The sequence below is a fragment of the Pseudomonas sp. GW821-FHT11D10 genome, from assembly GCF_058808435.1.
The window spans coordinates 1,160,445-1,182,515 of sequence record NZ_JBXARR010000001.1; the positions used below are offsets into that span (position 1 = coordinate 1,160,445).

The following is a 22,071-nucleotide window of genomic DNA, read 5'->3' on the forward strand; positions in this document are numbered from 1 at the left end:
GAACGCCCATCCCGAGGCGCCCCGGAGCATTTCAGTACAACTTTCGTTTGTCAGGCGAAGACGAAACTCGAATCCGACAGGTTAGCCACACCCACCCCGACCAGTGTTACGGCAAAGTCGCCAATCTTCAGCACGGTATCGCTTCCGGACTGCGATGCGTGTTGCTTGTAGTCGTAGCCCTGACCCGCGCCCTCGACGCCCATGAACACCAGTTTGTCGCTGCCCTGGTAGCCATTGATCGCGTCGAAGCCGAAGGCGCCGCTGAACAGGAAGGTGTTGTTGCCACCCACCGCGCTCATCACGTCGTTGCCGGCGCCGCCGACGAAGGTCACGTGGGCCTTGTCGCTTTGCAGGTGATCGTTGCCGCCCAGGCCGAACAGCCAGTCGCCGTCGGCGGTGGCTTTGAGGGTGTCACCCATGGCGCCGCCGCTGAGCGAGTGGTTGTACTGGGTCAGTTCGGCACCGTTGGCCAGGCCTTTGGCGGTGACGGTCCAGGTGATTTCCTTGCTGCCCCACCACGAACCCGACTCCTTGCTCACCAGTGCGCCGATGTCGCGGGTCATGCTGATGCCGCCGTAGGCGTCACGCACGTACAGCGTGCCGTCGCCGTCGTTGGCGAAGCTGAAGTTCTGCAGCGGCTTTTGCAGCTCGAAGGTGTTGTGGCCCTGGCCACCAAGCAGGATGTTGAAGCCGCCGTCGTCACGGAAACGGTCATCGCCGCCCAGACCTTCGAGGAAGTCGTTGCCCGCCCCGCCCTTGAGCCAGTCCCCGCTGTCGGTGCCGATGATGAACGTGCTGCCGGTGTGCGGCTCGCCGCTGCGGCCCAGATCCTCGACCCAGGTCTTGCCCCGCGACGCTTCCTCAAGGTTGGAGACGATGATCGTCGAATCCTTGTGCGTCAGGCCGTAGAACTTCGACGCGATCACCCGATTCAGGCCGTCGGCATACCCCAGCGAGCTGTGGGCCGACCAGTTCAGCGGATTGGCGATGCTGAACGGCACCAGGTTCTGCGCGGTGGACGCGTAGTTGTCGTTGAAGTTGACGATGTTGTCGGTGGTCGAGTCGTGCGGCTTGTCGTGCTTGCCCATCGACGCGGTACTGAACGTGGTGCCGTCGAGCACGCGGAACACCGGGTCGTTCTCGTAACCGATGTTCAGCACGTTGGTGCCGGTGCTGCTCTGGGTCGGCGAGGCGAACGAAATGTAATTGGCGTCCTTGAAGAACCCGCCCCAGTTGCTCGCGCTCAACTCCGCCACGCTGTTGACCCCGAGGCCGCCGAGGCTGTGGCCGCTGATCAACACGTCCTTGGCCGCGATGCCGTGGGCGATGGCGAAAGCCGCCACCGATTTGAGCAGGTTGTCGAAAGCGTTTTTCGCGTACTGGGTGGCGTAATCCGTCGGGCCGATGGCGGCCAGCAGATTGTTTTTCATGTCGCCGAAGGTGTCGCTGTAACCCAGCCCGCCGGTGCCCCGAAAGGCCACGCCGATGCCGATCAGCTTGCCCCCGGCGTCGTACTTGCCGAGCACTTCGGCTTCGGCGCTGGTGAAGCCGTCCTTCTCGCCGAAGAACGTGCCCTGCGCCCCGACCTTGCCCTGATAGCCCAGCGCCGTGGCGCCGATCGGCTTCCAGCCGGTGCCGGGCAAAGCCTGCCCGGTCGGCGTGTAGGCATACAGCGTCAGGGCGATGGCATCGCTATACAGCGCTTTGCCGTCGGCATTTTTGTAATCGAACAATCCCATGTTGTGCTCTCTCTTCCTTTCAAAAACGGCAGTTCTCGAAAGAACTGCCGCTACCCCTTAGAACTGCCAGTCCAGCGTCAGGCCCACACCGTGGTCCTTTTCGTTGGAGCCGATCAGTCCGTTGTAGTCCAGGTTGACCCGGACATCGCGATTGAGCGCCAGCCCGGCGCGCACGCCGACCACCGCTGCATCTCGATCCATCGACACACTTTGCACGGTGAACGCACTGTTGCCATTGACGAAGGCCAAGTGACTGTCGGAATCCACGCTGCTCAAGTTGTGCTGCCAGCCCAGGCTTGCGCCCAGTTCCAGCTGGTGTTTCTCCGACAGGGCAAACGTGCGTTTGGCCCGCACACCGAGGGTCGACAACACCACATCGCGGTTGTCTTCGCCGCCCTTCAGTGCGGCGGCATCACCCTTCTCGGTGAAGCTGTCGCTGTTGAGGTGCACGTAGGCCAGATTGGCGAACGGCTCAAGGTTCATCGGTTGCAGGCCCAGGTCGTAGGCCGCTTCGGTGAACAGTTGCGCGGTGGTCGCATCGCGCTTGGTTTTCTGTTTGCCACTGACGCCACCGAACTGCAGGTCGCGTTTGACGTCGATGCGGTGCCAGCTGTAGGCCGCACCGGCGGTCAGACGCAGCGCATCGATCTGATGCCCCAGGTACGCGCCCAAGTGATAGCTATCGACCGAGGCGGACGAATGTGTACCCTCGCCCATGCTCAACGAGCTGTCGCTATAACCAGTAACGAAACCCAGACGGGTATCTTCAGCGATCAAGCCGTCGACACCGGCCAGCAGGCCGCCAATGGAACTGGTGGAATCGGCGTATTTCGCCCCGCCATCGCTCTTGCCCCAGGCGCCCAGCACTTTGAGCCAGGCATTGCTGCGGTCATCGGTCGGCGCGCCGGAATCGAACAGATCACGTTCGCGCAGACGTTCGCCCACGGCATCGCGCAGGTAGCGGCTGTCGTTGATCAGCAGCGTGCCGATGGCCGGGTGAATCTCGCCGGACAGTTGTTGGAAGGCATCCTGCGCAGCGGCCGCCGACGGCGACAGCAACAGGGTTTCGAACAACGCATTGCCGGCGCCGAGACGTTCGGCGGCAGCACCGACTGCACGCTGGTTCGGGGTCAGGCCGACGCTGGCGAACGAGGCGCCATTGCGGCCAACGTCCAGTTGCACACCGTTTGCCGTGTAAGCCAGGGTGCCGCCGAGGAACGCGTAGTCGGGCAGCACTTGTCCGAACTGCCCTTCAATGCCGCCCGCTGCCTGCAAGATGTTGAACTGGGTGCCGAGCAGGCTTTTCACTTCGTTTGTGGTCAACAGCGTCGGGCTGTTTTCCAGCGACATGGTTACGGTCGCGCCTTCGATCACCGCTTTGCCGCCGGCGACAATGCGGTCGCTGCTGGTCGGGGACACTTCCACCGCATAGGTCGAACCCGGCGCGAAGGTCACGTCACCCGCCACGTTCAAGGTGCCGATGGAATTGCCCGGCGCCACGGTGCCGCCGCTGTTGGCAGTCAGCGCCGCAATCCGGCCGTTACCGCCGAGGATGCCGCCGTCATTGACCGTGACCGCCGACTGCAGCGAGCCATTGATTGCCAGTCGCCCCTGATTGACCAGAGTCGGGCCGCTGTAGGTGTTGTTGCCGGTCAGCACCAGGGTGCCGATGCCTTGTTTGGTCAAGCCACCATGGCCGGAGATGTTGTTGCGCCAGGTGTCGAGCCCGCAGGTGATGTCGTTGCACACGCGCTCGGTGGGTTTGCCCGCATCGATGATCGCGCCGATGCCCGGCAGATCGGCCACGAACTGGCCGGAACCGTAGGCGCCCTGAATGCGGAATTCTTCGGGGATGTCCTGCTCGGTGACGAACATCGCCGGGCCGTCGATGCCCTTGCGCAGGTTGATCATGCCCCAGCCGTACAGGGCGTCGATGCCCGGTGCGCCGAGGTCGGTGGCCGTGGTGCGCAACACGCTGGCGACCTGATCGCCGGACATGTACGGGAAGCGCTCCATCAGCACCGCCATGGAACCGGCCACGTGCGGCGCGGCCATCGAGGTGCCGTTGTAGTTTTTGTAGCCGGTGGTCAGGTTGTCGGCGTTGGTGCCTTCGATGATCGAGCTGAAGATTTTCGTACCCGGTGCCGAAACGCAGAAACTCGCGGTGTAGCCGCAGCGCGAAGAGAACGTACTCATGATGTACGGATTGGCGCTGGCCAGATCCGGGTTCTTTTGCAGGGCGGCGACGGTGATCCAGTTCGGCGCGATGTCCGGGACGAAGTAACCGAGGCCGGCGATGGCGTCCGGGTTGTTCAGGTTGTAGTCGTTGCCCGCCGCGAAGATCGTCACGATCCCGCTGCGTGCGGCGGCGATTGCACCGTCGTAGGCGCCGCCGGGTTTGGTGCCCAGCAGTGTGCGGATTTCGTTGAACTGCACTTGCGCGTCGTTGACGGTGAAGTGCGGGTACGCCGGGTCACGGCCGCCGAGGTCGAAACGGTCAGTGATGCCGATGCCCCAGCTGTTGTTGATGATCCGCGCGCCACTGGCGATAAGCGCATCCCAACCGGCCTTGTACACCGCGCCGTCGTTGCCGCGCACGATGCCGTCTTCCGGGCCCGGGTCGCCGTTGTCGGCGCTGATGATCTGCGCGCCGAACGCCACACCGTGCATCGGCCCACCGTCACGGCTGCCGGCAGCGATACCGCCGACGTGGGTGCCGTGGGCGCCGAGCTTGCCGTCGGAGCCGACCGAGGGCGAGCCGTCATAACGGAACGCGTCCCCGGCTTTGACCGGGATGTACGGGTCGGTGTACTCGCGGATCCCCGAGGTCACCAGGGTGATGACCTTGTTGCTGCCGGAAAACTCCGGGTGCGCGGCGTAGACCGGCTGGTCGAAGATCCCCAGTTTCACGCCTTTACCGGTGTAACCGGCGGCGTAGGCGTGATCCGCGCCGATGGCGCCCAGGCCCCAGTCGGCCTGGAATTCGGCGCTGCGCCAACTGCCCGGATCCCCTGCCCGACCGCTTTCGACGTAGGGCGCCGCGTATGCGCTGCCCCAGGTGGCCATCGCGCAGAGCAAGGCGACGTTGAGAGTTTTCAGGCGAAAGCATCCACCCGATTGCGCGGGGGTGTTGTTGTTTTTCATCCAGCGACCTTCCTTAGTGATGTTGCGAAAAATCCGTCTATTGAAGTGATCGTTCCCACGCCTTCCCCGTTGATCGTTCCCACGCTCTGCGTGGGAATGCCTCTGGGGACGCTCCGCGTCCAGTGACGCGGAGCGTCACGGGCTGCATTCCCACGCGGGAGCGTGGGAACGATCATCTCTTGATGAGTCAGAACTGCCAGTTCAGGCTCAGGCCCACGCCGTGCTGTTTCTCGCGGCTGGCCAGTTGTCCGGTGTAATCGAGGTTCACCCGCACGTCGCGGGTCAGTGCCAGGCTGGCCTGCACGCCGATCAGCGCAGCGTCGCGCACCAGTGGCGAGCTTTCGACCGTGTACGGCGCGCTGCCGCTGGCGAAGCGCAAATGCTGTTCGGATTCGATGTCGGTCAGGCTGTGCTGCCAGCCCAGATGCCCGCTCACTTCCAGCTTCTGTGCGGACGGCAGGTCAAAGGTCTTGATCGCCCGCACGCCGAGGGTGCTGAGCACCGCGTCGCGCTGGTCGTCGCCGCTTTTCAGCGCAGCGGCATCGCCCTTCTCGGTGAAACCGTCGGTGTCCAGATGCACGTAGGCCAGGTTGGCGAACGGCTCCAGGGCCAGCGGTTGCAGGTTCAGTCGATAGGCCGCTTCGCCGAAAACCTGGGTGGTGGCGGCATCGACCTTGGCTTTCTGCTTGGCGCTGACGTTGCCGTACTGCAAGTCGCGTTTCACATCGGCGCGATGCCAGCTGTAGGCCGCGCCGGTGCTCAGGCGCCAGGCGCCGATGTCATGACCGGCGTAGGCGCCGAGGTGATAGCTGTCGACCTTGGCCGAAGAATGCGTGCCCGAGCCCATGCTCAGCGAGCTGTCGCTGTAACCGGTGACCAGACCGATGCGGGTCTGCTCGTCCAGCGCTCCGTCGACACCGGCCAGCAGCCCACCGATGGAGGTGCTGTAACCGGCGGTGTCGTGGCGCGAATCGGTGCTGCCCCAGGCGCCGAGGGCCTTGATCCAGCCGTTGCTTTGCGTGGCTTGGGCATCGTGCAGGCGTTCGCCGATGGCGTCGCGCAGTTGGCGGCTGTCGTTGATCAGCACCGAACCGAGGGCCGGGTAGATTTCACCGCTCAACTGTTGAAAGGCTTGTTGCGCATCACTGGCGGTGGCCGACAACAGCAGGCTTTCGTACACGGAATTGCCCGCGCCCAGACCTTCGACGGCAGTGGCCACGGAGCGCTGATTCGGAGTCTGGCCGACGCTGGCGAACGATGTCGCGTTGCGCTCGACATTCAAGCCGATGCCGTTACCGCTGTAGGCCAGGCTGCCACCGATGAACAGGTAATCCGGCAGCACCGCACCGAACCGACCCTGAATGCCGCCCGCCGCTTGCAGAATGTCGTACTGCCGGTCGAGCAGGCTCCTGGCTTCGGTGGTGCTGAGTAGCGTCGGGCTGTTTTCCAGCGACAGGCTCACAGTGGCGCCATTGATGGAGGCGGTGCCGCCAGCGACGATGCGGTCGCTGCTGGTGGGAGACAACTCCACGGCGTAGGTCGAACCCGGTGCGAAGGTCACGTCACCGGCAACGTTCAACGTACCGATCGAATTGCCCGGCGCCACGCGACCGCCGCTGTTGGCGGTCAGTGCGCCGATTCGCCCGGAGCCGCCGAGGGTGCCGCCGTCATTGACGGTCACGGCCGAGGTCAGCGATCCGCTCACCGTCAGCAGACCGCCATTGACCGTGGTCGGCCCGCGATAAGTGTTTTCACCGGTCAGAATCAGTCGCCCGTCGCCGGACTTGATCAGACTGCCTTGATAAACCCGAGCGGAAGCTGCTGCGTCACGGGCCATGCCCACGGCGTAATCGGTCTGGTCCTGTTGGCTGGCGCCGGCCGGCACGCCGTTCTGCCAGCCTTTGTTTTGCAGGGTTTGCTGCCAGGCGCTGTGTTCGGCAAGGTCTTCGCTCTGGCGCTGGATCAGCGCGTTGTCGCTGATGTCATTGCTCCAGACATCGCTTTGCCCGGCCGCCAGATGGGCGTCGAAAGCACCGAGCAATTGCCCCGGCCCGCGCATCGCCCGGTACAGGTTGGCCACGCCCCAGCCGACTCGCTCGGTCGGCGCGTCGGTCACCGAACCATCGAGTTGAGTGGCCGTGGTCAGCAGTACTTCGAGAGCCTGCTGATTGTTCATGTACGGGTAGCGCTCCATCACCAGCGCCAGTGCGCCGGTGGCGTGCGGCGCAGCCATCGAGGTGCCGGACTTGATCGCATAACCGCCGTCGGGAACGGTGCTGTCGATCTTCGCCCCCGGCGTGGTGATGCACCAGTATTTGGCGATGCCGCACTGGTTGTACTTCTGCTGATTGCTTTGATCGAGTCCCGAAACCGCCAGCCAGTGGCCTTCCAGATCCGGCTGAAAGTACGGCAGCGCCGAGCGCACGCTGGCATTCGGGTAGCCGCTGTTGCCGGCGCTGAACACGTTGATCACGCCGCGACGGGAAACGTCCGCCGCTGCATCCAGCCAGGTGCCTTTGTTCCAGTGCTGGGCGTAAGCAGCGTGCAAGTCCGCGAGGGTTCGATAGCTGACATCCGGCGGCTGGCTGCCCCAACTGTTGTTGATCGCCCGCACCCCGGCATCGGCCAGGGCGTCGTACACCGCTTTGAAGTAGCGCGGATCAGGGTTGGGGCCGAACAGGAAGCTGTCGTTCTTGTTGGTGTTGCCGACGTAGATCTGCGCGTTGTACGCCACGCCATGCATGCCGGTGCCGTCGCGGGACGCGCCCATGGTGCCGACCACGTGGGTGCCGTGGGAGTCGTTGTTCGGGTTGAGGGTGCCATTGACGTTGAACAGCGAGCCGTCGAGGTAACTGCCGCTGGCCAGTACCGGGTGATAACGGTCGCTGGCGAACTCGGGATGGGCGGCGTCGAAACCGGAGTCCAGCGCGCCGATTTTTACGCCCTTGCCAGTGATGCCGGCGGCATAGGCCTGATCCGCCTGCATCCGGCCCAGGCCCCAGTCACGCAGGAACTCGGTGCTGCGCCAACTGGCGGGATCGCCGGGTTTGCCGGCTTCGAGGTATTGGGCCTGAGCCTGGGTTGCAGAAATCACAAGCAGCAGGGTGCCGACCGAAACCGGCTTGATGCGTACGTCCATGTTCACCACTCTTTTTGTTGTTTTGGGTCGAAGCTTTTTGCGTGTTAATGCGTCCGTGGGCCTTGTCCGAAGGCCTCATCCACCCGCGCCAGATCCTGTTCGCTCAAGGTGCCCGCGTAGTAATGCAATTTGGTCCAGGCCATGAGGTAGTCATAGCGTGCCTGAGCCAAATCACGGCGGGTGGTAAATAGTTGTTGTTCGGCGTTCAGTGCGTCGAGGTTGGTTCGCTCGCCGCCGAGAATGCTTTGCTTGGTCGACACCACCAGTGCTTCGGCCGAGGCCAGGGCCTTTTGATAGGCGCGCAATTTGTTGACCCCGGACAGGCACGCACTGAACTGCCGGCGCAGTTCGATCAGCGTTTCGCGGGTCTTGCCGTCCAGTTCGTACTCGGCCTGTTCCATGGTACGGCTGGCCTGTCGGGTCGAGGCTGACACCCCGCCGCCGGCATACAACGGCACGCTGACTTCGAAACCGATGGTGTTGGTTTCGTAGCGCTGGTTGTAAGTGTTGCCGCTTTCCGATTCGTTCTGGCGCATCGTGGCGTAAGCGCTGACTTTCGGCAGGTGCCCGGCACGGTTGCGCTCGACCTCGTAACGCGCCACTTCCACCGCCTGACGCTGGGACGCGAGGTTCGGGTTGTTGCTGACCGCCAGCTCGTGCCAGGTGTCGTAATTGGCCGGCATCAAGGCGAATGTCTGGAAGTTCTGATCCAGCGGCGCCAGATCACTGATGTCCATCGCCGGCACGCCTACCAATGCGCCCAACTCCCGTAGCGCGGCGTCCTGCTCGTCGCGGGCCTCGATTTCCTCGGCGGTCGCCAGTTCGTAACGCGACTCGGCTTCGAGGATATCGGTGCGAGTGCCCTCGCCCTGCTTGAACATATGCTCGTTCTGCTGGAACTGCTGCTCGTACGCCTTCTTCTTGGCCTGCGCGATGTCGATCTGATCCTGGGCAAACAAGGCTTTGGTGTAGTTGTCGAGCACGCGAACCAGCAGTTCCTGGCTCTTGCCGCGAAAGTTTTCATCGGCAAACAGCGACTGGGCCACGCCCTTGCGATACGCCGCGTAGGCTTCGTAGTCGAGCAACGGTTGTTGCAGGGTCAGGCTCGAGCCGTAACTGCTGTAGTTGCGTTCATCAGTGCGATTGCGCGCGCGTTCGTCGAGGGAGGTGGCTTTCGACGAGTTGCGGCCCTTGTTGTAGTTGTAACCCAGTTTCGGCAACAGCCCGGCGCGGCCGATGGCGCGGTTTTCAAGGCCTGCGTCGCGCTCCTTGATCGCGCCGAGGAACACCGGGTCATTGCGCAACGCCTGTTCGTAGATCTCGAACGGCCCCATGGCCGCCACTGCACTGTTGCCCGCGAGCAGCGCGAACGCTGCCGCCAGCATGGAAAGCTTATTCATACAGCCGAACATCCTTATTCTTCGGTCAACGCGGAACCGGCGCGGTCGAGCAGCGGCTTGAACAGGTAGTTGAGGAGTGAACGTTCGCCAGTGCGCACGAACATTTCCGCCGGCATGCCGGGCTTGATCACCAGACCGTTGAGTTTTTCCATGGCCTGATCGCTGACGCTGCTGCGCAACACGTAGTACGGCACGCCGGTTTTCTCGTCGACCATCTGGTCGGCAGAAATCAGGCTGACTTCGCCGGGAACCCGTGGCGTCTTGCTCTGGTTGAACGCGGTGAACAGGATGTCGACCGGCAGGTGCGTGCCAACCTTGTCGATCAGGTTGATCGGCAGGTGCCCTTCGACTTCCAGGCGCGTGCCTTGCGGGACGATTTCCAGCAGGGTTTCGCCCTGACGGACCACGGCGCCCTCGGTGTGTACGCCGAGGTTGACTGCCACGCCGTCGGCGGTGGCGAGGATTTCGCTGTGTTGCAGGTCGAAACCGGCGGAAGTCAGTTGCTCCGACAGCGTGACGCTTTTCAGTTGCGCGTCGGCCAGCTGGGTGCGGACTTCCTTCTGATATTCCTCGCCGTGCTGTTGCAGTTTCAGGCGGGATTCAAGAATGCCCTGCTCCACCCGGCCACTTTCGCCGGTGTTCTCGGCCAGTTGCTGCTGAACCTGCGACAACTGACGCTGGTATTCCATCAAGCGGTTGCGCGGGATGTAGCCGTTGTCGGCCAACGGTTGCAGGTTGCGCAACTGCTGTTGCAGGGAGTCGGCCTGCGCATTCAGGTCAGTACGGGCGCGGCGCATGCCCGCCAGTTGCGCGGTGGCGCCTTCGATGCTGGCGCGCAGGGCAGCCTGCTCGCGGGAAAACGCTTCGCGGCGGCTGCTGAACAATTGCCGCTGGCCTTCCAGCACCAGTGCCAGGCGCGGATCGGCGTTGTCGCTCAGTTCTGCCGGAAACGTCACTTGCTTGAGGTTGTCACGCTCGGCCTGCCAACGTGCGAGGCTGGCCCAGGCCATGCGGTATTGCGCCTGCAGCGATTGCACGTCGGCGGCGACCTGGGTCTGGTCGAGGCGGAACAGCGGCTGTCCCTGCTTAACAATTTCGCCTTCGCGCACCAGAATCCGGCTGACCACGCCGCTGCTCATCGACTGCACGGCTTTGCGCTTGCCCGACACCACCACGGTGCCTTGCACCGGAATGCCTTGATCCAGCGGCGCCAATGCCGCCCAGGTGAAGAAACTGCCGGCGCCGACCAGCGCCAGAATCCAGCCCATGCGTGCGAAAAACTTCGCATCGCGCTCCGGGCGTTCGGTGATGTACGCGTGTTCCATCGTCGCTTCGTTTTGCGTGTTCATGTTCGCGCTGCTCATACACCGGAATTCCTTGTCGTCGGCTGATACTGTCGGCTCATGCTGAGCCCGGCCGGTGCTTGCGCAGGTTTTTCATTTTGTTGTGACGGGTTGCCGGGCTGATTGCCGGGCTGGTTTGCGGACAGCGCCTTGAGCACATCGTGGCTCGGGCCGAAGGCTTGCAGGCGACCGTCGTTGAGCACCAGCAGCTTGTCGGCCTGGGCCAGTACCGAAGAACGGTGGGTCACCAGCACGACGGTAGTGCCCTGTGCCTTGAGTTGCACGATCGCGCTGGACAACGCGGCTTCGCCGACGGTGTCGAGGTTGGAATTCGGCTCGTCCAGCACCACCAGGCTCGGGTTGCCGTACAACGCACGGGCCAGGGCCACGCGCTGTTTCTGGCCGCCGGACAGACCGCTGCCGTCCTCGCCCAGTTGTGTGTCGTAACCTTGCGGCATGCGCAGGATCAGTTCGTGCACGCCGGCCTGTTGCGCGGCGGCCACAACCTTTTGCGGATCGGCTTCGCTGAAACGGGCGATGTTTTCGGCGATGCTGCCGCTGAACAGTTCGATGTCCTGCGGCAGATAGCCGATGTAAGGGCCGAGCTGATCGCGGTTCCAGCGGTGAATGTCGGCGCCGTCCAGACGCACGGTGCCGCCAAGGGCCGGCCATACGCCGACCAGCACCCGCGCCAGAGTCGACTTGCCGGAGCCGGAGGCACCGAGCACGCCGAGCACTTCACCGGCCGCCAGGTTGAAGTTGACCATGTGCAGGGTCGCGGCGCGCTGACCCGGAGGGCCGGCGCTGACTTGTTCAAAGGTGATCTGGCCTTTCGGCGCCGGCAGCGCCATGGCTTCATCGCTCGGCGGGAAAGCTTGCAGCAACGCATCGAGGCGACGGTACGCCAGCTTCGCCCCGCTCCACTGCTTCCACACGGCAATCAACTGGTCGATCGGGCTCAGTACCCGGCCCATCAGAATGGAGCCGGCGATCATCATCCCGGCGGTCATATCGCCCTTGATCACCAGCAGTGCGCCGAGGCCCAGTACCAGCGATTGCAGGCACAGACGCAGGGTCTTGCTCAGCGAGCTGATCACCGCGCCGGTGTCGCTGGCCTGATTCTGCAGGCCGAGAAAGCGCGAATGCACCTGGAACCAACGCTTGCGCAAGGCACCGAGCATGCCCATGGCTTGAATGGTTTCGGCGTTGTGCAGGTGACTGGTGGCCAACTGGCTGGATTTCTGCGAGAAACCGGCGGCTTCGCCCAGCGGCTTTTTGGTCATGTATTCGTTCAGGCACGCCAGCGCGATCAGCAGCAGCGCACCTGCCGTGGCCAGTACGCCAAGCCAGACGTTGAACAGGTAAATCACGAACAGATAGACCGGGAACCACGGCGCATCGAAAAACGCGAACAGCGCAGGCCCGGTGACGAACTGGCGAATGTGGGTCAGGTCGCCCAGGGACTGCCCGGCGTTGCCCTCGCCCTTGAACAGGTTGCGCTCGAACGCCGCCTGATAGACCCGCAGATTGAAACGGCGCTCGAGCTGGCTGCCGATGCGGATCACGATGAAGCTGCGCACCACTTCCAGCAGCCCGATGAAAGCGAAGAAACCGACGACCATCAGCGACAGCATCGCCAGGGTGGTTTCATTCTGCGAAGACAGCACCCGGTCATAGACCTGAAGCATATATATGGAGGGCACCAGCATCAGCACGTTAATCAGTGCGGTAAAGCATCCGACGCTGATCAGAATGCTTTTATAGTCACCTAATGCCTTGAATAAGGGAGCGGTGGCTGGGGCCTTCGCCATCTTCATTGATTATTCCTGAAATGATATTTCCCGCCCTGCTTGGCGAGACTTCCAATTAATTGCCCGCGTTGAGCGGGGCACATACACCGTCAATACTTGCTTACACTTCAATAACAACTTCGGCGATTAAAGCGCGCCTGTGTGTTATTGCACTGTCGCTTATAACTGTAACGGGGTGCTTTATATTTAAACGGTCAGTCGGTTCCGGTCATTACGGCTACTGCGCAGCACGCTTGAGTGTAATCACCAGGCCCGATTTCAAAGTGCTCAGATAAAGCCCGTCATGTTGTCGGCTGAAAAACTGGATTCTTGAGCCTTCCTTGCCGGTAATCGACAGACCGTCCGGATCGGGGAACCAGCCAATGGCGGTGTCCTGCAACCACGCGCTCAGGCAATCGGCGCCCTTGCCCAAAGTCTGGTTGGCCTCGAGGTCGATCTGGCAGGTGTTCGACGGCTTGTCTTGCAGGGCTTGCGCTTCGGGGCTGTCACTGCGGGCGCTCAGGGTAGCGTGCCACTGCCCGGCAAATACCGATGGGTCTTCGAGTCTCAGGCTGCTTGCCATGGTTGTTTCTCCAGAAATCATCATCAGCACCGGCAACAGATACGCCGCCGCTTTGCGGGTAAAAGCGAATTGGATCATAGGAAATTTCACTCCGGCACGTAGCCTTGCTTACCGGCCATGGCGATGCAAGTAAAGAAAGCGGCGCATGAGGCGCCGCTTCCCGTGTTACATCACGCCACGATGTCGCTGGTGGCTGCTTGGCCAACGGTGCTGACCTGGAAATCAGCCACGCCGTGCCCGGAGAAGTCCACCGACAACAGGCTGTTGCCGCCCGAAGACGTCAGCACCGCATCGCCCGCCGCACCGGTGAAGGCGCTGACGAAGTGCAGGCCCGCGCCCTTGGTGATACCGGTCAGGTCGATTTTGTCCAGACCGCTGACGAAATCGAGGATCTGATCGATCGCACCCGGCTTGGAGTCGGAGCTGGCCGCGAACACAAAAGTGTCCGAACCCGCACCGCCCCACAGCTTGTCGGCACCGCCGGCGCCCCAGATGATGTCGTTGCCGGCACCGCCCTTGAGCTCGTTGGCCGCGCTGTTGCCGATCAGCAGGTCGTTGCCCGAACCGCCGATCGCGTTCTCGATGGTGACGCCCTTGGCGATGGACACGTTGCCCACCAGGCCGCCAACGTCGGAGAACGAGGCTTCATTGAGGTTGATCTTCTGGTTCTGGGTGAAACCCGAGAAGTCGAAGGTGTCCTTGCCGCCCGCATCCCACACCGAGAACACCAGCTTGTCGGCCGACGACGAGGCGCTGAGGAAATCGCGACCGGCGTTGGAGTTGAAGCCGTAGGTGGTGTCACCGGTACGGGTGGTCAGGTTGGCGCCGTAGAGTTTCTGGATTGCCGCAATATCATCCATCAGCGGGCCGGAGGAATAGGCTTCCACGCCGCCCTTGCTGAAGTTCTGGCTGGTATTGCTTTCGCTCCAGTAGCTCATGACGCTGTAGCCGCGGGTATCTTGCCCGTAGGTGGCGTCGTTGTAGGTCGGGTTGCCGTTGCCGGCGTTGTAGTCGCCCGGGTGCGCCAGGCCAAGGGTGTGGCCGATCTCGTGGGTCAGGGTCTGACGACCGTAGTTGTTCAGATCCGGGTTTTTGTTTTGCGTGTAGCCACTGTTGATCAGGTACCACGACGTGCCGTCGTAACCGGCGCCGGTGCCTGGCAGATAAGCGAACGCTGCAGCGCCGTCCTGGCCGCCGCTGTAGTTGCCGAAGGTCATGTGGCCGTCACCGCCCGAGGCTTTCTCGGTGAAAGTGACGTTGGCCACGTCAGCCCAGGATTGCATGGCGAGCACGGCCTGGGCTTTCTGTTGGGTACTGAACTGACTGAACCCGCTGATCCCGTGCTTGTACATCGTGCTGGACGATGCCGAAGTCAGGAACGTGTAGGTGAGTTCGATCTTGCCGCTGCCATCCTTGTCCTGGTAGGCAGCGCCGTCGCGCAGCAACTGGGTTGCGGCCTGGTCGACGGAAAAGGAGGGTTTGCCATTGACCGTGAGGTTGCCGCCACGATCGTACTGATGGCTGAAGCTATTGATCTGGTTATACGCCGTGCTGGTTGCCGCCAGCGGATCCGCCGCCGCGCCCAGCTGGAAAGCCTGTTCGGCGGTATCAATAGCGTTAGCTTTTACTTTCGACATAAACACACTTCCTTGTTTAGCAATGGAACAGTTTTTGTCCGATAGCGACAACCCCTGGCGAGATTGTCCTATCACTCGCCCAATGAAGGCGTAAGAAACCTGACACAATTTGAAATCTAACGTCTAGCGTTTTTTTGAGATCAAACTGAACTGTTCCGGGAAACTCCCGTAAACAAAGCGCGTGCCGCCGAAAGAAGTTTGTAAGTGTGGTGAGTTTGCCTAATTGTCTGACGATTTCTTATTTAAATATTAAATATCGGTAAGTTGTTTTTTGTTAGCAGCGTCTCACTTTGCTGCACTTTATTAGTGCGCTGCCAGTGTATTGACATCAAATAAATCAGACTGGAAATGCGAGGGCTGTAACGCCCTCGCCTTTTTTCTTCAGCTGCCAGTGCGAATCTTGTTCCACACCCGCGTGCGGATCCGGTCGATGTTCAGCGGCATCGCTTCCAGGGCGAACAGCTTGCCCATCATTTCCGGGCTCGGATAAACCTTGGTGTCGTTCTTGATCGCCGGGTCGATCAGGCTGTCGGCCTGTTCGTTGCCGTTGGCGTAATGCACGTAGTTGCTGATGCCGGCCATCACGTCGGGCTGCAGCAGGTAGTTCATGAACGCGTAGCCGGCCTTCTCGTCCGGTGCGTCGGCGGGCATGGCGACCATGTCGAACCAGATCGCGGCGCCTTCCTTGGGAATTTCGTAGCCGATTTCGATGCCGTTCTTCGCCTCTTTGGCGCGGTTTTCCGCTTGCAGGATGTCGCCGGAGAAACCGACCGCCACGCAGATATCGCCATTGGCCAGATCGCTGGTGTATTTCGAGGAATGGAAATAGCTGACATACGGCCGCACTTTCATCAGCAGCGCTTCAGCTTTTTTGTAGTCCTCGGGGTTCTTGCTGTGATGCGGCAACCCCAGGTAGTTGAGCGCTGCCGGCAGCAGTTCCGGGCCGTTGTCGAGGATTGCCACGCCGCATTTCTGCAGTTTTTCCATGTATTCGGGTTTGAAGATCAGGTCCCAGGAGTCCACTGGCGCGTTGTCACCCAGCACGGCCTTGACCTTGGCGACGTTGTAGCCGATGCCGGTGCTGCCCCACAGGTACGGAAAGCCGTGTTCGTTGCCCGGATCGTTGGTCTGCAAGGCCTTGAGCAACACCGGGTTAAGGTTCTTCCAGTTGGGCAACTGGCTCTTGTCGAGCTTCTTCAGCGCCCCGCCCTCGATCTGCCGCGCCATGAAGTGGTTGGAGGGAAACACCACGTCGTAACCGGATTTGCCGGTCATCAACTTGCCGTCGAGGGTTTCGTTGCTGTCGTAGACGTCATAGGTGACGCCAATGCCGCTGGCCTTTTCGAAGTTCTTGGCGGTGTCCGGCGCGATGTAGTCGGACCAGTTGTAAACCTTGACCGTATCCGCCGCCTGAGCGAGGGAGACGGCGAGCATCAAGGGTGCGAGCGCGAGGGTCTTTCGGATCATGGATCGATTCCTGTATTGGCTATTGTTGTTGGCAGGCAATCAAAAGGATCAAAACGTCAGAAAATCAGGACATAGGTCTTGCGCACAGTTTCTTCGATGTCCCAGATCCCGAGCGTGTTGGCCGGCAACATCAGTGCGTCGCCACCTTGTATGTGCAGGGTTTCGCCGCCGTCGTCCGGGGTGAACGTGCAGCGACCGGAAATGAAATGGCAGAACTCCTGAGCGGTGATCTGCCGACGCCAGCGACCGGGCGTGCATTCCCAGACGCCGGTTTCGACGCCGTCGTCGCGTTCGACGCTGGTGGTCGAGGCGATCGCCACCGGCGTGCCGAGCGGCACGGCCACCGGGTTGGATTCTTCCAGCTGCAACGTGGCGGTGTTCTTGAATTGGGTGATGCTCATGGCGTTACCTGTCTGGTAGTAAACAACGTTTAGTGCATGAAACCTTCCATGAACCCGGCCACCTGACTGGCAAGCTTGCGCCGCCAGGGCGCGGTCGCCGGGTTGGCCAGGGTCTGGTCTTCGTGGACGAAGCTTTTGATGATCGCGTTGTAGCCGAGCCAGCGGCACGGTTCCGGCTCCCAGGCCCGCAGCGCGTGGATCCCGCCGTCGGGCAGCACCCACGGTTGATGCGTCAGCTCGGTGTCACGCTCGAGAATCAGATCCGCAAGTGTCCGCCCGCCCAGGTTGGAAGCGCCGACACCCTCCCCGCCATAGCCGCCGGACAGCGCGATGCCGTTGGCCCGGTCACAGAGCATGTGCGGCTTGAAATGCCGGGACATGCCGAGGTTGCCGCCCCAGGCGTGGGTGATCTGCACATTTTTCAGTTGCGGGAACAGTTCGCCGAACAAGTAGCGGCGCAACTCGACTTCATCGCGGGTCAGGTCGAAGTTGTGGCGCAGCTTGCCGGCGAACTGATAACCGCCACGGGCGCCGAAGATCAGCCGGTTATCGGCGCTGCGCTGGCCGTAAGTGACCTGACGGCTGAACTCGCTGAAGGCCTGGCCCCGACTGAGGCCGATGGCGTCCCAGGTCGCGGCGGACAACGGCTCGGTGGCGACGATCAGGCTCTGCACCGGTAATTGATAACGGCCCAGCGGTGGCAGCGTGACGGAATAACCTTCGACGGCCGGGACAATCCAGCGGCTGCGCACGCTGGCCTGATCGGTACGAAGGCTGCCGGCCTGCCAATGGGTCACCGGGCTGTTTTCGTAGATCTTCACCCCCATGCCTTCAACGGTTCGCGCCAGGCCGCGCACCAGTTTCGCCGGGTGAATGGTCGCCACGTGCGGGGCGAAGATGCCGCCATACGGTTTGGCGATGCGGATCTGCTGCGCCAGTTGTTCGGGGCTGAGCCAGCGGTAATCGTCGTCGGTCAGGCCCTGAGCGTGGAGTTTTTTCAGGTAGTCGCGAAGACTGGCTTCCTGCTCGGGATAACGCGCGGCGCAGTACAGCACCCCGCCTTTGCGGTAATCGCAGTCGATGCCTTCGCGTTCGAGGACGACTTCTACTTCATCAGGAATGCCGTGCAACAGGTCGAACGAAGCGCGGCGTTGTTGTGGCGAGAGGCCCGCCAGCAAACGATCCTCGCCCAGCAGATTGCCCATCAACCAGCCGCCATTGCGACCGGACGCGCCGAACCCGGCGGTTTGCGCTTCGATGATGGCGATGTTCAGGTTGGGCGCCTGTTGTTTCAGGTAGTACGCAGTCCACAGCCCGGTGTAACCGGCGCCGATGATCGCCACGTCGACGTCCAGGTCCTGCGCAAGCGACGGGCGCGCGGTCAGCGGCTCGTCGAGTTGATCCATCCACAAACTGATAGTGCGCCACGCCGGCATGCAAGACTCCGCCAATCCAGGTTTCGATGGCGTCGATCCTAGAGGCAGAACTCAGGGATTGTCTTGCGCGCGTGTCCGCAAAGAAATTTGCTTCGCGTAGGCCTTGGGTGACTGGCCGGTGTGCTGGCGAAAGCAGCTATAGAAAGCCGACAGCGAATTGAAACCGGCGGCGAAGGCCAGTTCGTCGATGCGCAACGGCGGCGTGGCGTTGTCCAGCGACTGCAATAGATGTTGCAGACGCGCCTGATTGACGTAGCGGTAGAAGCTTTGCCCCAGCACCTGATTCAGCAAATAGGAAATCTGGTTGCGGCTGTACCCGCACTCCTTCGCCACCCGTTGCAGGTCGAGCTCGGGGTCGAGATACGGCTGCTGACGCTGGAAATACTGCTGCAAGTCATCGGCCATGAAGCTCAACTGACGCGGCGACAGGCCCAGTCGACTCACCGCCGGACGCTGGCTGCTTGCCGTCGGGCTGTCGGTCTGCTCGCGCACCAGCGAGGCATATTCGTTGACCCGCCAGATCTGCCCGTCCTTGACCGTGATCGCTTCGCTGGAGCGAAACGACACCAGCCCGTTGCCGCCGCGCAACGTCACTTCGTATTGAATGAAGGCGGTATTGCCGTCGATGCGGATGCGGTCGCAATGCTCCAGCGCTTCGTCGGATTCGCGCGGCATGCTGACCCGCACGTACTCGCGCAATTCGTCGAGGCCGAGCACGCGGTTCTGGAAGAAATCGTTGTACTGGATGTCAGGGTGGTACAGCGCCATCACGCCATCCAGGTCCCGGTGTTTCCAGCACAGGTGATAGCGCATGACCGTTTCGGCCGTGGCCCGCGTCTGTTCCGGGCCGTCATCATCGGCGTGCATAAGGGACTCTTGGAAAAAGAACCGAGCTTGCCCAACTTCTGGCGCTGCATCAACAACCCGTCGTGATGGCACTTTGGCGACGATTGGGATGGAGCGTGACTTACATCAAAAAAATCCGCGCAATCGCTAAATGAACTGAAAATTCTCACAGGAATTTCACATCCAGATGCTACTTTTAAAGGCAATCACCGGTTGGGCCAATGAAGGCTCTTCCCACCTACCATGAGCAAACGGAAGCGCTCGATGAAGAAGGCGGGCAACACATGAATAAAGGGTCAAGCAAGGTCACGTTCCCCAATGCCTGCCAGCTGATGCGCTGGCATTTTCATCCCATGGGTTTCGAGGCGACCATGGATGCGCCGGGCAGTCTGGTCGCGCGCCTGTTCGATCGGGCCAGCGGCGAAACCCTGATCGCGATCGCCGGCATTCCCTGTGCCACGGTGATGAACGCGGCGGATGTGGAGCGAATAATCGAAGCCGTTGAGGATGAGCTGGAAGCTTTCATTCCTCCGGAATCCCTCAAGAGTTACGCGTAACCAGCTGATTTGAAATAAAAAAGCCCGCTATTTGCGGGCTTTTTCGTGGGCGTCGGATTCAGGCTGTTTTCTTTTCCGGACGATGATCGACGAAGAACGGTTTGCTTTTGGTGACCCGGTCCGAAGCCCGAGGCATGTTGACCGCCTGCGTGTCTTGCGGCTCGACATACCAGTAGCAATGGCTGACTGCTCGGGTGATACCGACATAGGCCAGGCGCAGGATTTCGTCTTTCTGCGCGCTGTCGTACGGCTCGCTGTCGCCAGTCTTGCCCAGTCCGGCCATGCGATACACCTGATTCTTGTACGGTGAACTGGTCAGGTGCTGGCAATCACCCAGCAGGAACACCGTGTCGGCCTGCAGGCCTTTGGCGCTGTGATAGGTCAGTTGTTTCAGGCGCCGCGAGTCGTACGGCAAGCTCGAATCCACATTAACCACAGACTGAATATGCTGTTCTATCAATAGCTTATCGCTGCTTTTTCGATAGAGCATCAGGATTGAATCGCCCTTTCGATAATGTTCTGCCAGGCGCTGGCCGAGCGCCTGATCGTCGCGCTCCAGCACGTTGACCGGCTGCAACGGCTTCTCTTCGCCGCAGGCCTTGGCCTTCTTGCCGGGAATCGCCGGCGCCGCGCGAACGATGTGCTCCGCCGCGTCGATGATGTGCTGATGGCTGCGATAGTTGTCGCTGAGCATCACCCGGGTCGTGCTCGGCGACGGGAATTCCTTGTTGAATTCCATGAAGTAGCTCGGCGAACTGCCGCGCCAGCCGTAGATCGATTGCCAGTCATCGCCTACGCAAAGCAACGATGATCGCTGCGCGCCCCGTCCAACGTGCATGGCAGGACCTCGACTGCGGATTTCCGAGAGGCTGGCGCGGATCCACGAGACGATTTGCGGCGAAACGTCCTGAAACTCATCGATCATCAGGTGCGACATCGGCCGCAGCAACTCATCGCTGAGCAGCTTGAAGTTTTCCGGTGAGTGCTCGCTGAACAGCGCAAACATGCGGTTGTAGGTCATGACCGGCGGTTTCTGATCCAGCAAATGATCTTCCAGCGCTCGCCAGAACAGGCCTAAAGCTTCGAAGAAAAACCGGTCCGGATCGTCCTTGCCGAAGCTCATGCGGCCGACGGCGTCCGGCACGTCCAGCCCCAGGTTCTCGATGAAACCTGCGGCGGCGACAAAACAGTCGAGCAACGGTGCGGACGCCAGCTCACCCTTGACCTTGTAATCGAAGCCGGGGCCGGCACTGACATCACCTGCCAGCGTGGCCAATAAACGTTTTGAAGATTCGTAACTATCCAACCAAATCAACGGTTTACGACAAAAAGCTTGAAACAGGGTGCGCTTGACTGCCCACTCTGCACGCACCGTCAGTTTGGCGTTGGGACGGCAGACCTGCGGGTTTTCCCGAGGGTCGAAACCCAATACAACCCAGGCATCCAGGCTCGGAATGTAACCGTGGCAATGGAACGATGCGCCGTTGATTTCGAATGTCTGGCGGCTCGGTTCGATGCCCTTGATTGGCCAGGCGCCGGCGCGAAGCCACATGTCCTCGATCATGTCGCACAGCTCTTCATCGCGGCGAGCCGCCAGCTCCGTTACAGCGACGCGCTTTTGCACGTCCGGGTGATCGCGTTCCAGCTCCTTGAGCTGCAAGGCGTGCCGGGACAGCGGTTGGATCAGTTGCGCAAAGCGCGGGTCTTCTTTGTAGAGACGGTGGTAACAGGCGTTGAGCTGCTGGCGCTGCGCGTCGTTGATACGCAGATCGAACGGATTGCTGTCGACGTCTTCATCTGCACCCGGCGCGCGGTGGCTGAGGTTTTCGAATGCCTGCAAGCGCTCGAACCCCGGCAGACTGCGAACCATCGGCAAGATCCGCGAGTGAAAGGTGCGCACCAGATCCCGCGCGTCTTTCTGACTCAGTGCCCGGCCCCACAACGCGAACAGTTCGATCAGTTTGTTGATGAAGTCCTTGCGCGACTCGCGGGTGAAGGTCACCACAGTCATCGAATCGAGCTCGAAGCCCAGATAGTGAGTCAGCAGAAGGATCCGCAGCACCAACGTGGTCGATTTGCCGGCTCCGGCGCCGGCAATCACCGAGGTGGACGGGGTTTCGCTGAAAATCATCTTCCATTGCGCAACGCTCGGTTGGGCGTGCGCAGGCAGCAGGCGTGCGACGTCGGCTTTCATGCGCTTCTTCAATTCTGCGCTGAGTGGCAGGCGCCAGTCATCGAACAGGTGATTGTCGATACCCGGCGGGCGATGCTCGGTATTGCGGCTGTCGCGGATCAACAAGACCTGACGGCCCTCTTCCAGCCCGTCAGCCTTGCCTTCCTTGTACCCGTAATCCACGCCGGCGGTATGCCCGCTGCGAAAACCGTCGGCCTGGCCGTGCAACCACGAAGCCCGGTGCTGGGCGCGCAATTGCGTCAGACCGTGGCCAAGGAAACGCGCCGCCAGGCGTTTGAACCAGGGCATCTCGGCCAAGGGACGAAGTTCGGGAGGAAGATCGGGGGTGTGTTGCGCCACGCTGACGGACTCCGGATGTGAGGCTGTTGAGGGCTATGGTGTCTGCATTTGCTTTT

Annotated in this window: 14 protein-coding genes; 1 reads left to right on the forward strand and 13 read right to left on the reverse strand. The window is 61.5% G+C overall.

Annotated elements, in window-relative coordinates:
* Nucleotides 1-50 precede the first annotated feature (50 nt).
* The 12 genes from AC1RT4_RS05365 to AC1RT4_RS05420 form a co-directional block, all read right to left on the reverse strand.
* Complete coding sequence (locus AC1RT4_RS05365) at nucleotides 51-1,739, reverse strand: polyurethane esterase (RefSeq protein ID WP_493084092.1); 1,689 nt, start codon at nucleotides 1,737-1,739, stop codon at nucleotides 51-53.
* Between the two features lie 57 nt (nucleotides 1,740-1,796).
* Nucleotides 1,797-4,883 carry an autotransporter domain-containing protein gene (locus tag AC1RT4_RS05370; RefSeq protein ID WP_493084094.1) on the reverse strand — a complete coding sequence of 1,029 codons (3,087 nt, stop codon included), beginning with the start codon at nucleotides 4,881-4,883 and terminating at the stop codon, nucleotides 1,797-1,799.
* Nucleotides 4,884-5,070: 187 nt separating this feature from the next.
* Nucleotides 5,071-8,022 carry an autotransporter serine peptidase EprS gene (gene eprS / locus AC1RT4_RS05375; protein ID WP_493084096.1) on the reverse strand — a complete coding sequence of 984 codons (2,952 nt, stop codon included), beginning with the start codon at nucleotides 8,020-8,022 and terminating at the stop codon, nucleotides 5,071-5,073.
* Nucleotides 8,023-8,066: 44 nt separating this feature from the next.
* Nucleotides 8,067-9,434 (reverse strand): TolC family outer membrane protein, encoded by a 1,368-nt coding sequence (locus AC1RT4_RS05380; RefSeq protein ID WP_493084098.1) that lies wholly within the window; start codon nucleotides 9,432-9,434, stop codon nucleotides 8,067-8,069.
* A 2-nt stretch (nucleotides 9,435-9,436) separates the two neighbouring features.
* Entirely contained in the window at nucleotides 9,437-10,786 is a 1,350-nt protein-coding gene (locus AC1RT4_RS05385) for an HlyD family type I secretion periplasmic adaptor subunit (RefSeq protein ID WP_493084100.1), read from the reverse strand.
* On the reverse strand, nucleotides 10,783-12,582 hold the full coding sequence (locus AC1RT4_RS05390) for a type I secretion system permease/ATPase (protein WP_493084102.1): 1,800 nt from the start codon (nucleotides 12,580-12,582) through the stop codon (nucleotides 10,783-10,785). The genes AC1RT4_RS05385 and AC1RT4_RS05390 overlap by 4 nt, the downstream gene beginning before the upstream one ends.
* A 211-nt stretch (nucleotides 12,583-12,793) precedes the next feature.
* Nucleotides 12,794-13,216 (reverse strand): AprI/Inh family metalloprotease inhibitor, encoded by a 423-nt coding sequence (locus AC1RT4_RS05395; RefSeq protein WP_493084104.1) that lies wholly within the window; start codon nucleotides 13,214-13,216, stop codon nucleotides 12,794-12,796.
* Between the two features lie 92 nt (nucleotides 13,217-13,308).
* A complete protein-coding gene (locus tag AC1RT4_RS05400) occupies nucleotides 13,309-14,775 on the reverse strand; it encodes a serralysin family metalloprotease (RefSeq protein ID WP_493084106.1) in 1,467 nt (488 codons plus the stop codon).
* A gap of 381 nt (nucleotides 14,776-15,156) precedes the next feature.
* On the reverse strand, nucleotides 15,157-16,242 hold the full coding sequence (locus AC1RT4_RS05405; protein WP_273899461.1) for a polyamine ABC transporter substrate-binding protein: 1,086 nt from the start codon (nucleotides 16,240-16,242) through the stop codon (nucleotides 15,157-15,159).
* 56 nt (nucleotides 16,243-16,298) lie between these two features.
* Nucleotides 16,299-16,643, reverse strand: a complete 345-nt coding sequence (locus AC1RT4_RS05410) for a cupin domain-containing protein (RefSeq protein WP_102686193.1) — start codon at nucleotides 16,641-16,643, stop codon at nucleotides 16,299-16,301.
* Between the two features lie 29 nt (nucleotides 16,644-16,672).
* On the reverse strand, nucleotides 16,673-18,079 hold the full coding sequence (locus AC1RT4_RS05415) for an NAD(P)/FAD-dependent oxidoreductase (protein ID WP_493084109.1): 1,407 nt from the start codon (nucleotides 18,077-18,079) through the stop codon (nucleotides 16,673-16,675).
* Between the two features lie 51 nt (nucleotides 18,080-18,130).
* On the reverse strand, nucleotides 18,131-18,946 hold the full coding sequence (locus tag AC1RT4_RS05420; protein ID WP_493084111.1) for a helix-turn-helix domain-containing protein: 816 nt from the start codon (nucleotides 18,944-18,946) through the stop codon (nucleotides 18,131-18,133).
* Between the two features lie 263 nt (nucleotides 18,947-19,209).
* Here AC1RT4_RS05420 and AC1RT4_RS05425 point away from each other — a divergent pair, with 263 nt between their 5' ends.
* Complete coding sequence (locus AC1RT4_RS05425; protein WP_011334086.1) at nucleotides 19,210-19,482, forward strand: DUF1652 domain-containing protein; 273 nt, start codon at nucleotides 19,210-19,212, stop codon at nucleotides 19,480-19,482.
* Between the two features lie 58 nt (nucleotides 19,483-19,540).
* Here AC1RT4_RS05425 and AC1RT4_RS05430 read toward each other — a convergent pair whose 3' ends face one another.
* Entirely contained in the window at nucleotides 19,541-22,015 is a 2,475-nt protein-coding gene (locus AC1RT4_RS05430; protein WP_493084113.1) for a UvrD-helicase domain-containing protein, read from the reverse strand.
* Nucleotides 22,016-22,071: the final 56 nt, after the last annotated feature.

Coding starts and splice junctions, on each gene's coding strand:
- AC1RT4_RS05425 (WP_011334086.1), top strand. CDS start 19,210: ATGAATAAAGGGTCAAGCAAGGTCACGTTCCCCAATGCCTGCCAGCTG.
- AC1RT4_RS05390 (WP_493084102.1), bottom strand. CDS start 12,582: ATGAAGATGGCGAAGGCCCCAGCCACCGCTCCCTTATTCAAGGCATTA.
- AC1RT4_RS05405 (WP_273899461.1), bottom strand. CDS start 16,242: ATGATCCGAAAGACCCTCGCGCTCGCACCCTTGATGCTCGCCGTCTCC.
- AC1RT4_RS05395 (WP_493084104.1), bottom strand. CDS start 13,216: ATGATCCAATTCGCTTTTACCCGCAAAGCGGCGGCGTATCTGTTGCCG.
- AC1RT4_RS05410 (WP_102686193.1), bottom strand. CDS start 16,643: ATGAGCATCACCCAATTCAAGAACACCGCCACGTTGCAGCTGGAAGAA.
- AC1RT4_RS05420 (WP_493084111.1), bottom strand. CDS start 18,946: ATGCACGCCGATGATGACGGCCCGGAACAGACGCGGGCCACGGCCGAA.
- AC1RT4_RS05400 (WP_493084106.1), bottom strand. CDS start 14,775: ATGTCGAAAGTAAAAGCTAACGCTATTGATACCGCCGAACAGGCTTTC.
- AC1RT4_RS05380 (WP_493084098.1), bottom strand. CDS start 9,434: ATGTTCGGCTGTATGAATAAGCTTTCCATGCTGGCGGCAGCGTTCGCG.
- AC1RT4_RS05365 (WP_493084092.1), bottom strand. CDS start 1,739: ATGGGATTGTTCGATTACAAAAATGCCGACGGCAAAGCGCTGTATAGC.
- AC1RT4_RS05415 (WP_493084109.1), bottom strand. CDS start 18,079: ATGCCGGCGTGGCGCACTATCAGTTTGTGGATGGATCAACTCGACGAG.
- AC1RT4_RS05385 (WP_493084100.1), bottom strand. CDS start 10,786: ATGAGCAGCGCGAACATGAACACGCAAAACGAAGCGACGATGGAACAC.
- AC1RT4_RS05370 (WP_493084094.1), bottom strand. CDS start 4,883: ATGAAAAACAACAACACCCCCGCGCAATCGGGTGGATGCTTTCGCCTG.
- eprS (WP_493084096.1), bottom strand. CDS start 8,022: ATGGACGTACGCATCAAGCCGGTTTCGGTCGGCACCCTGCTGCTTGTG.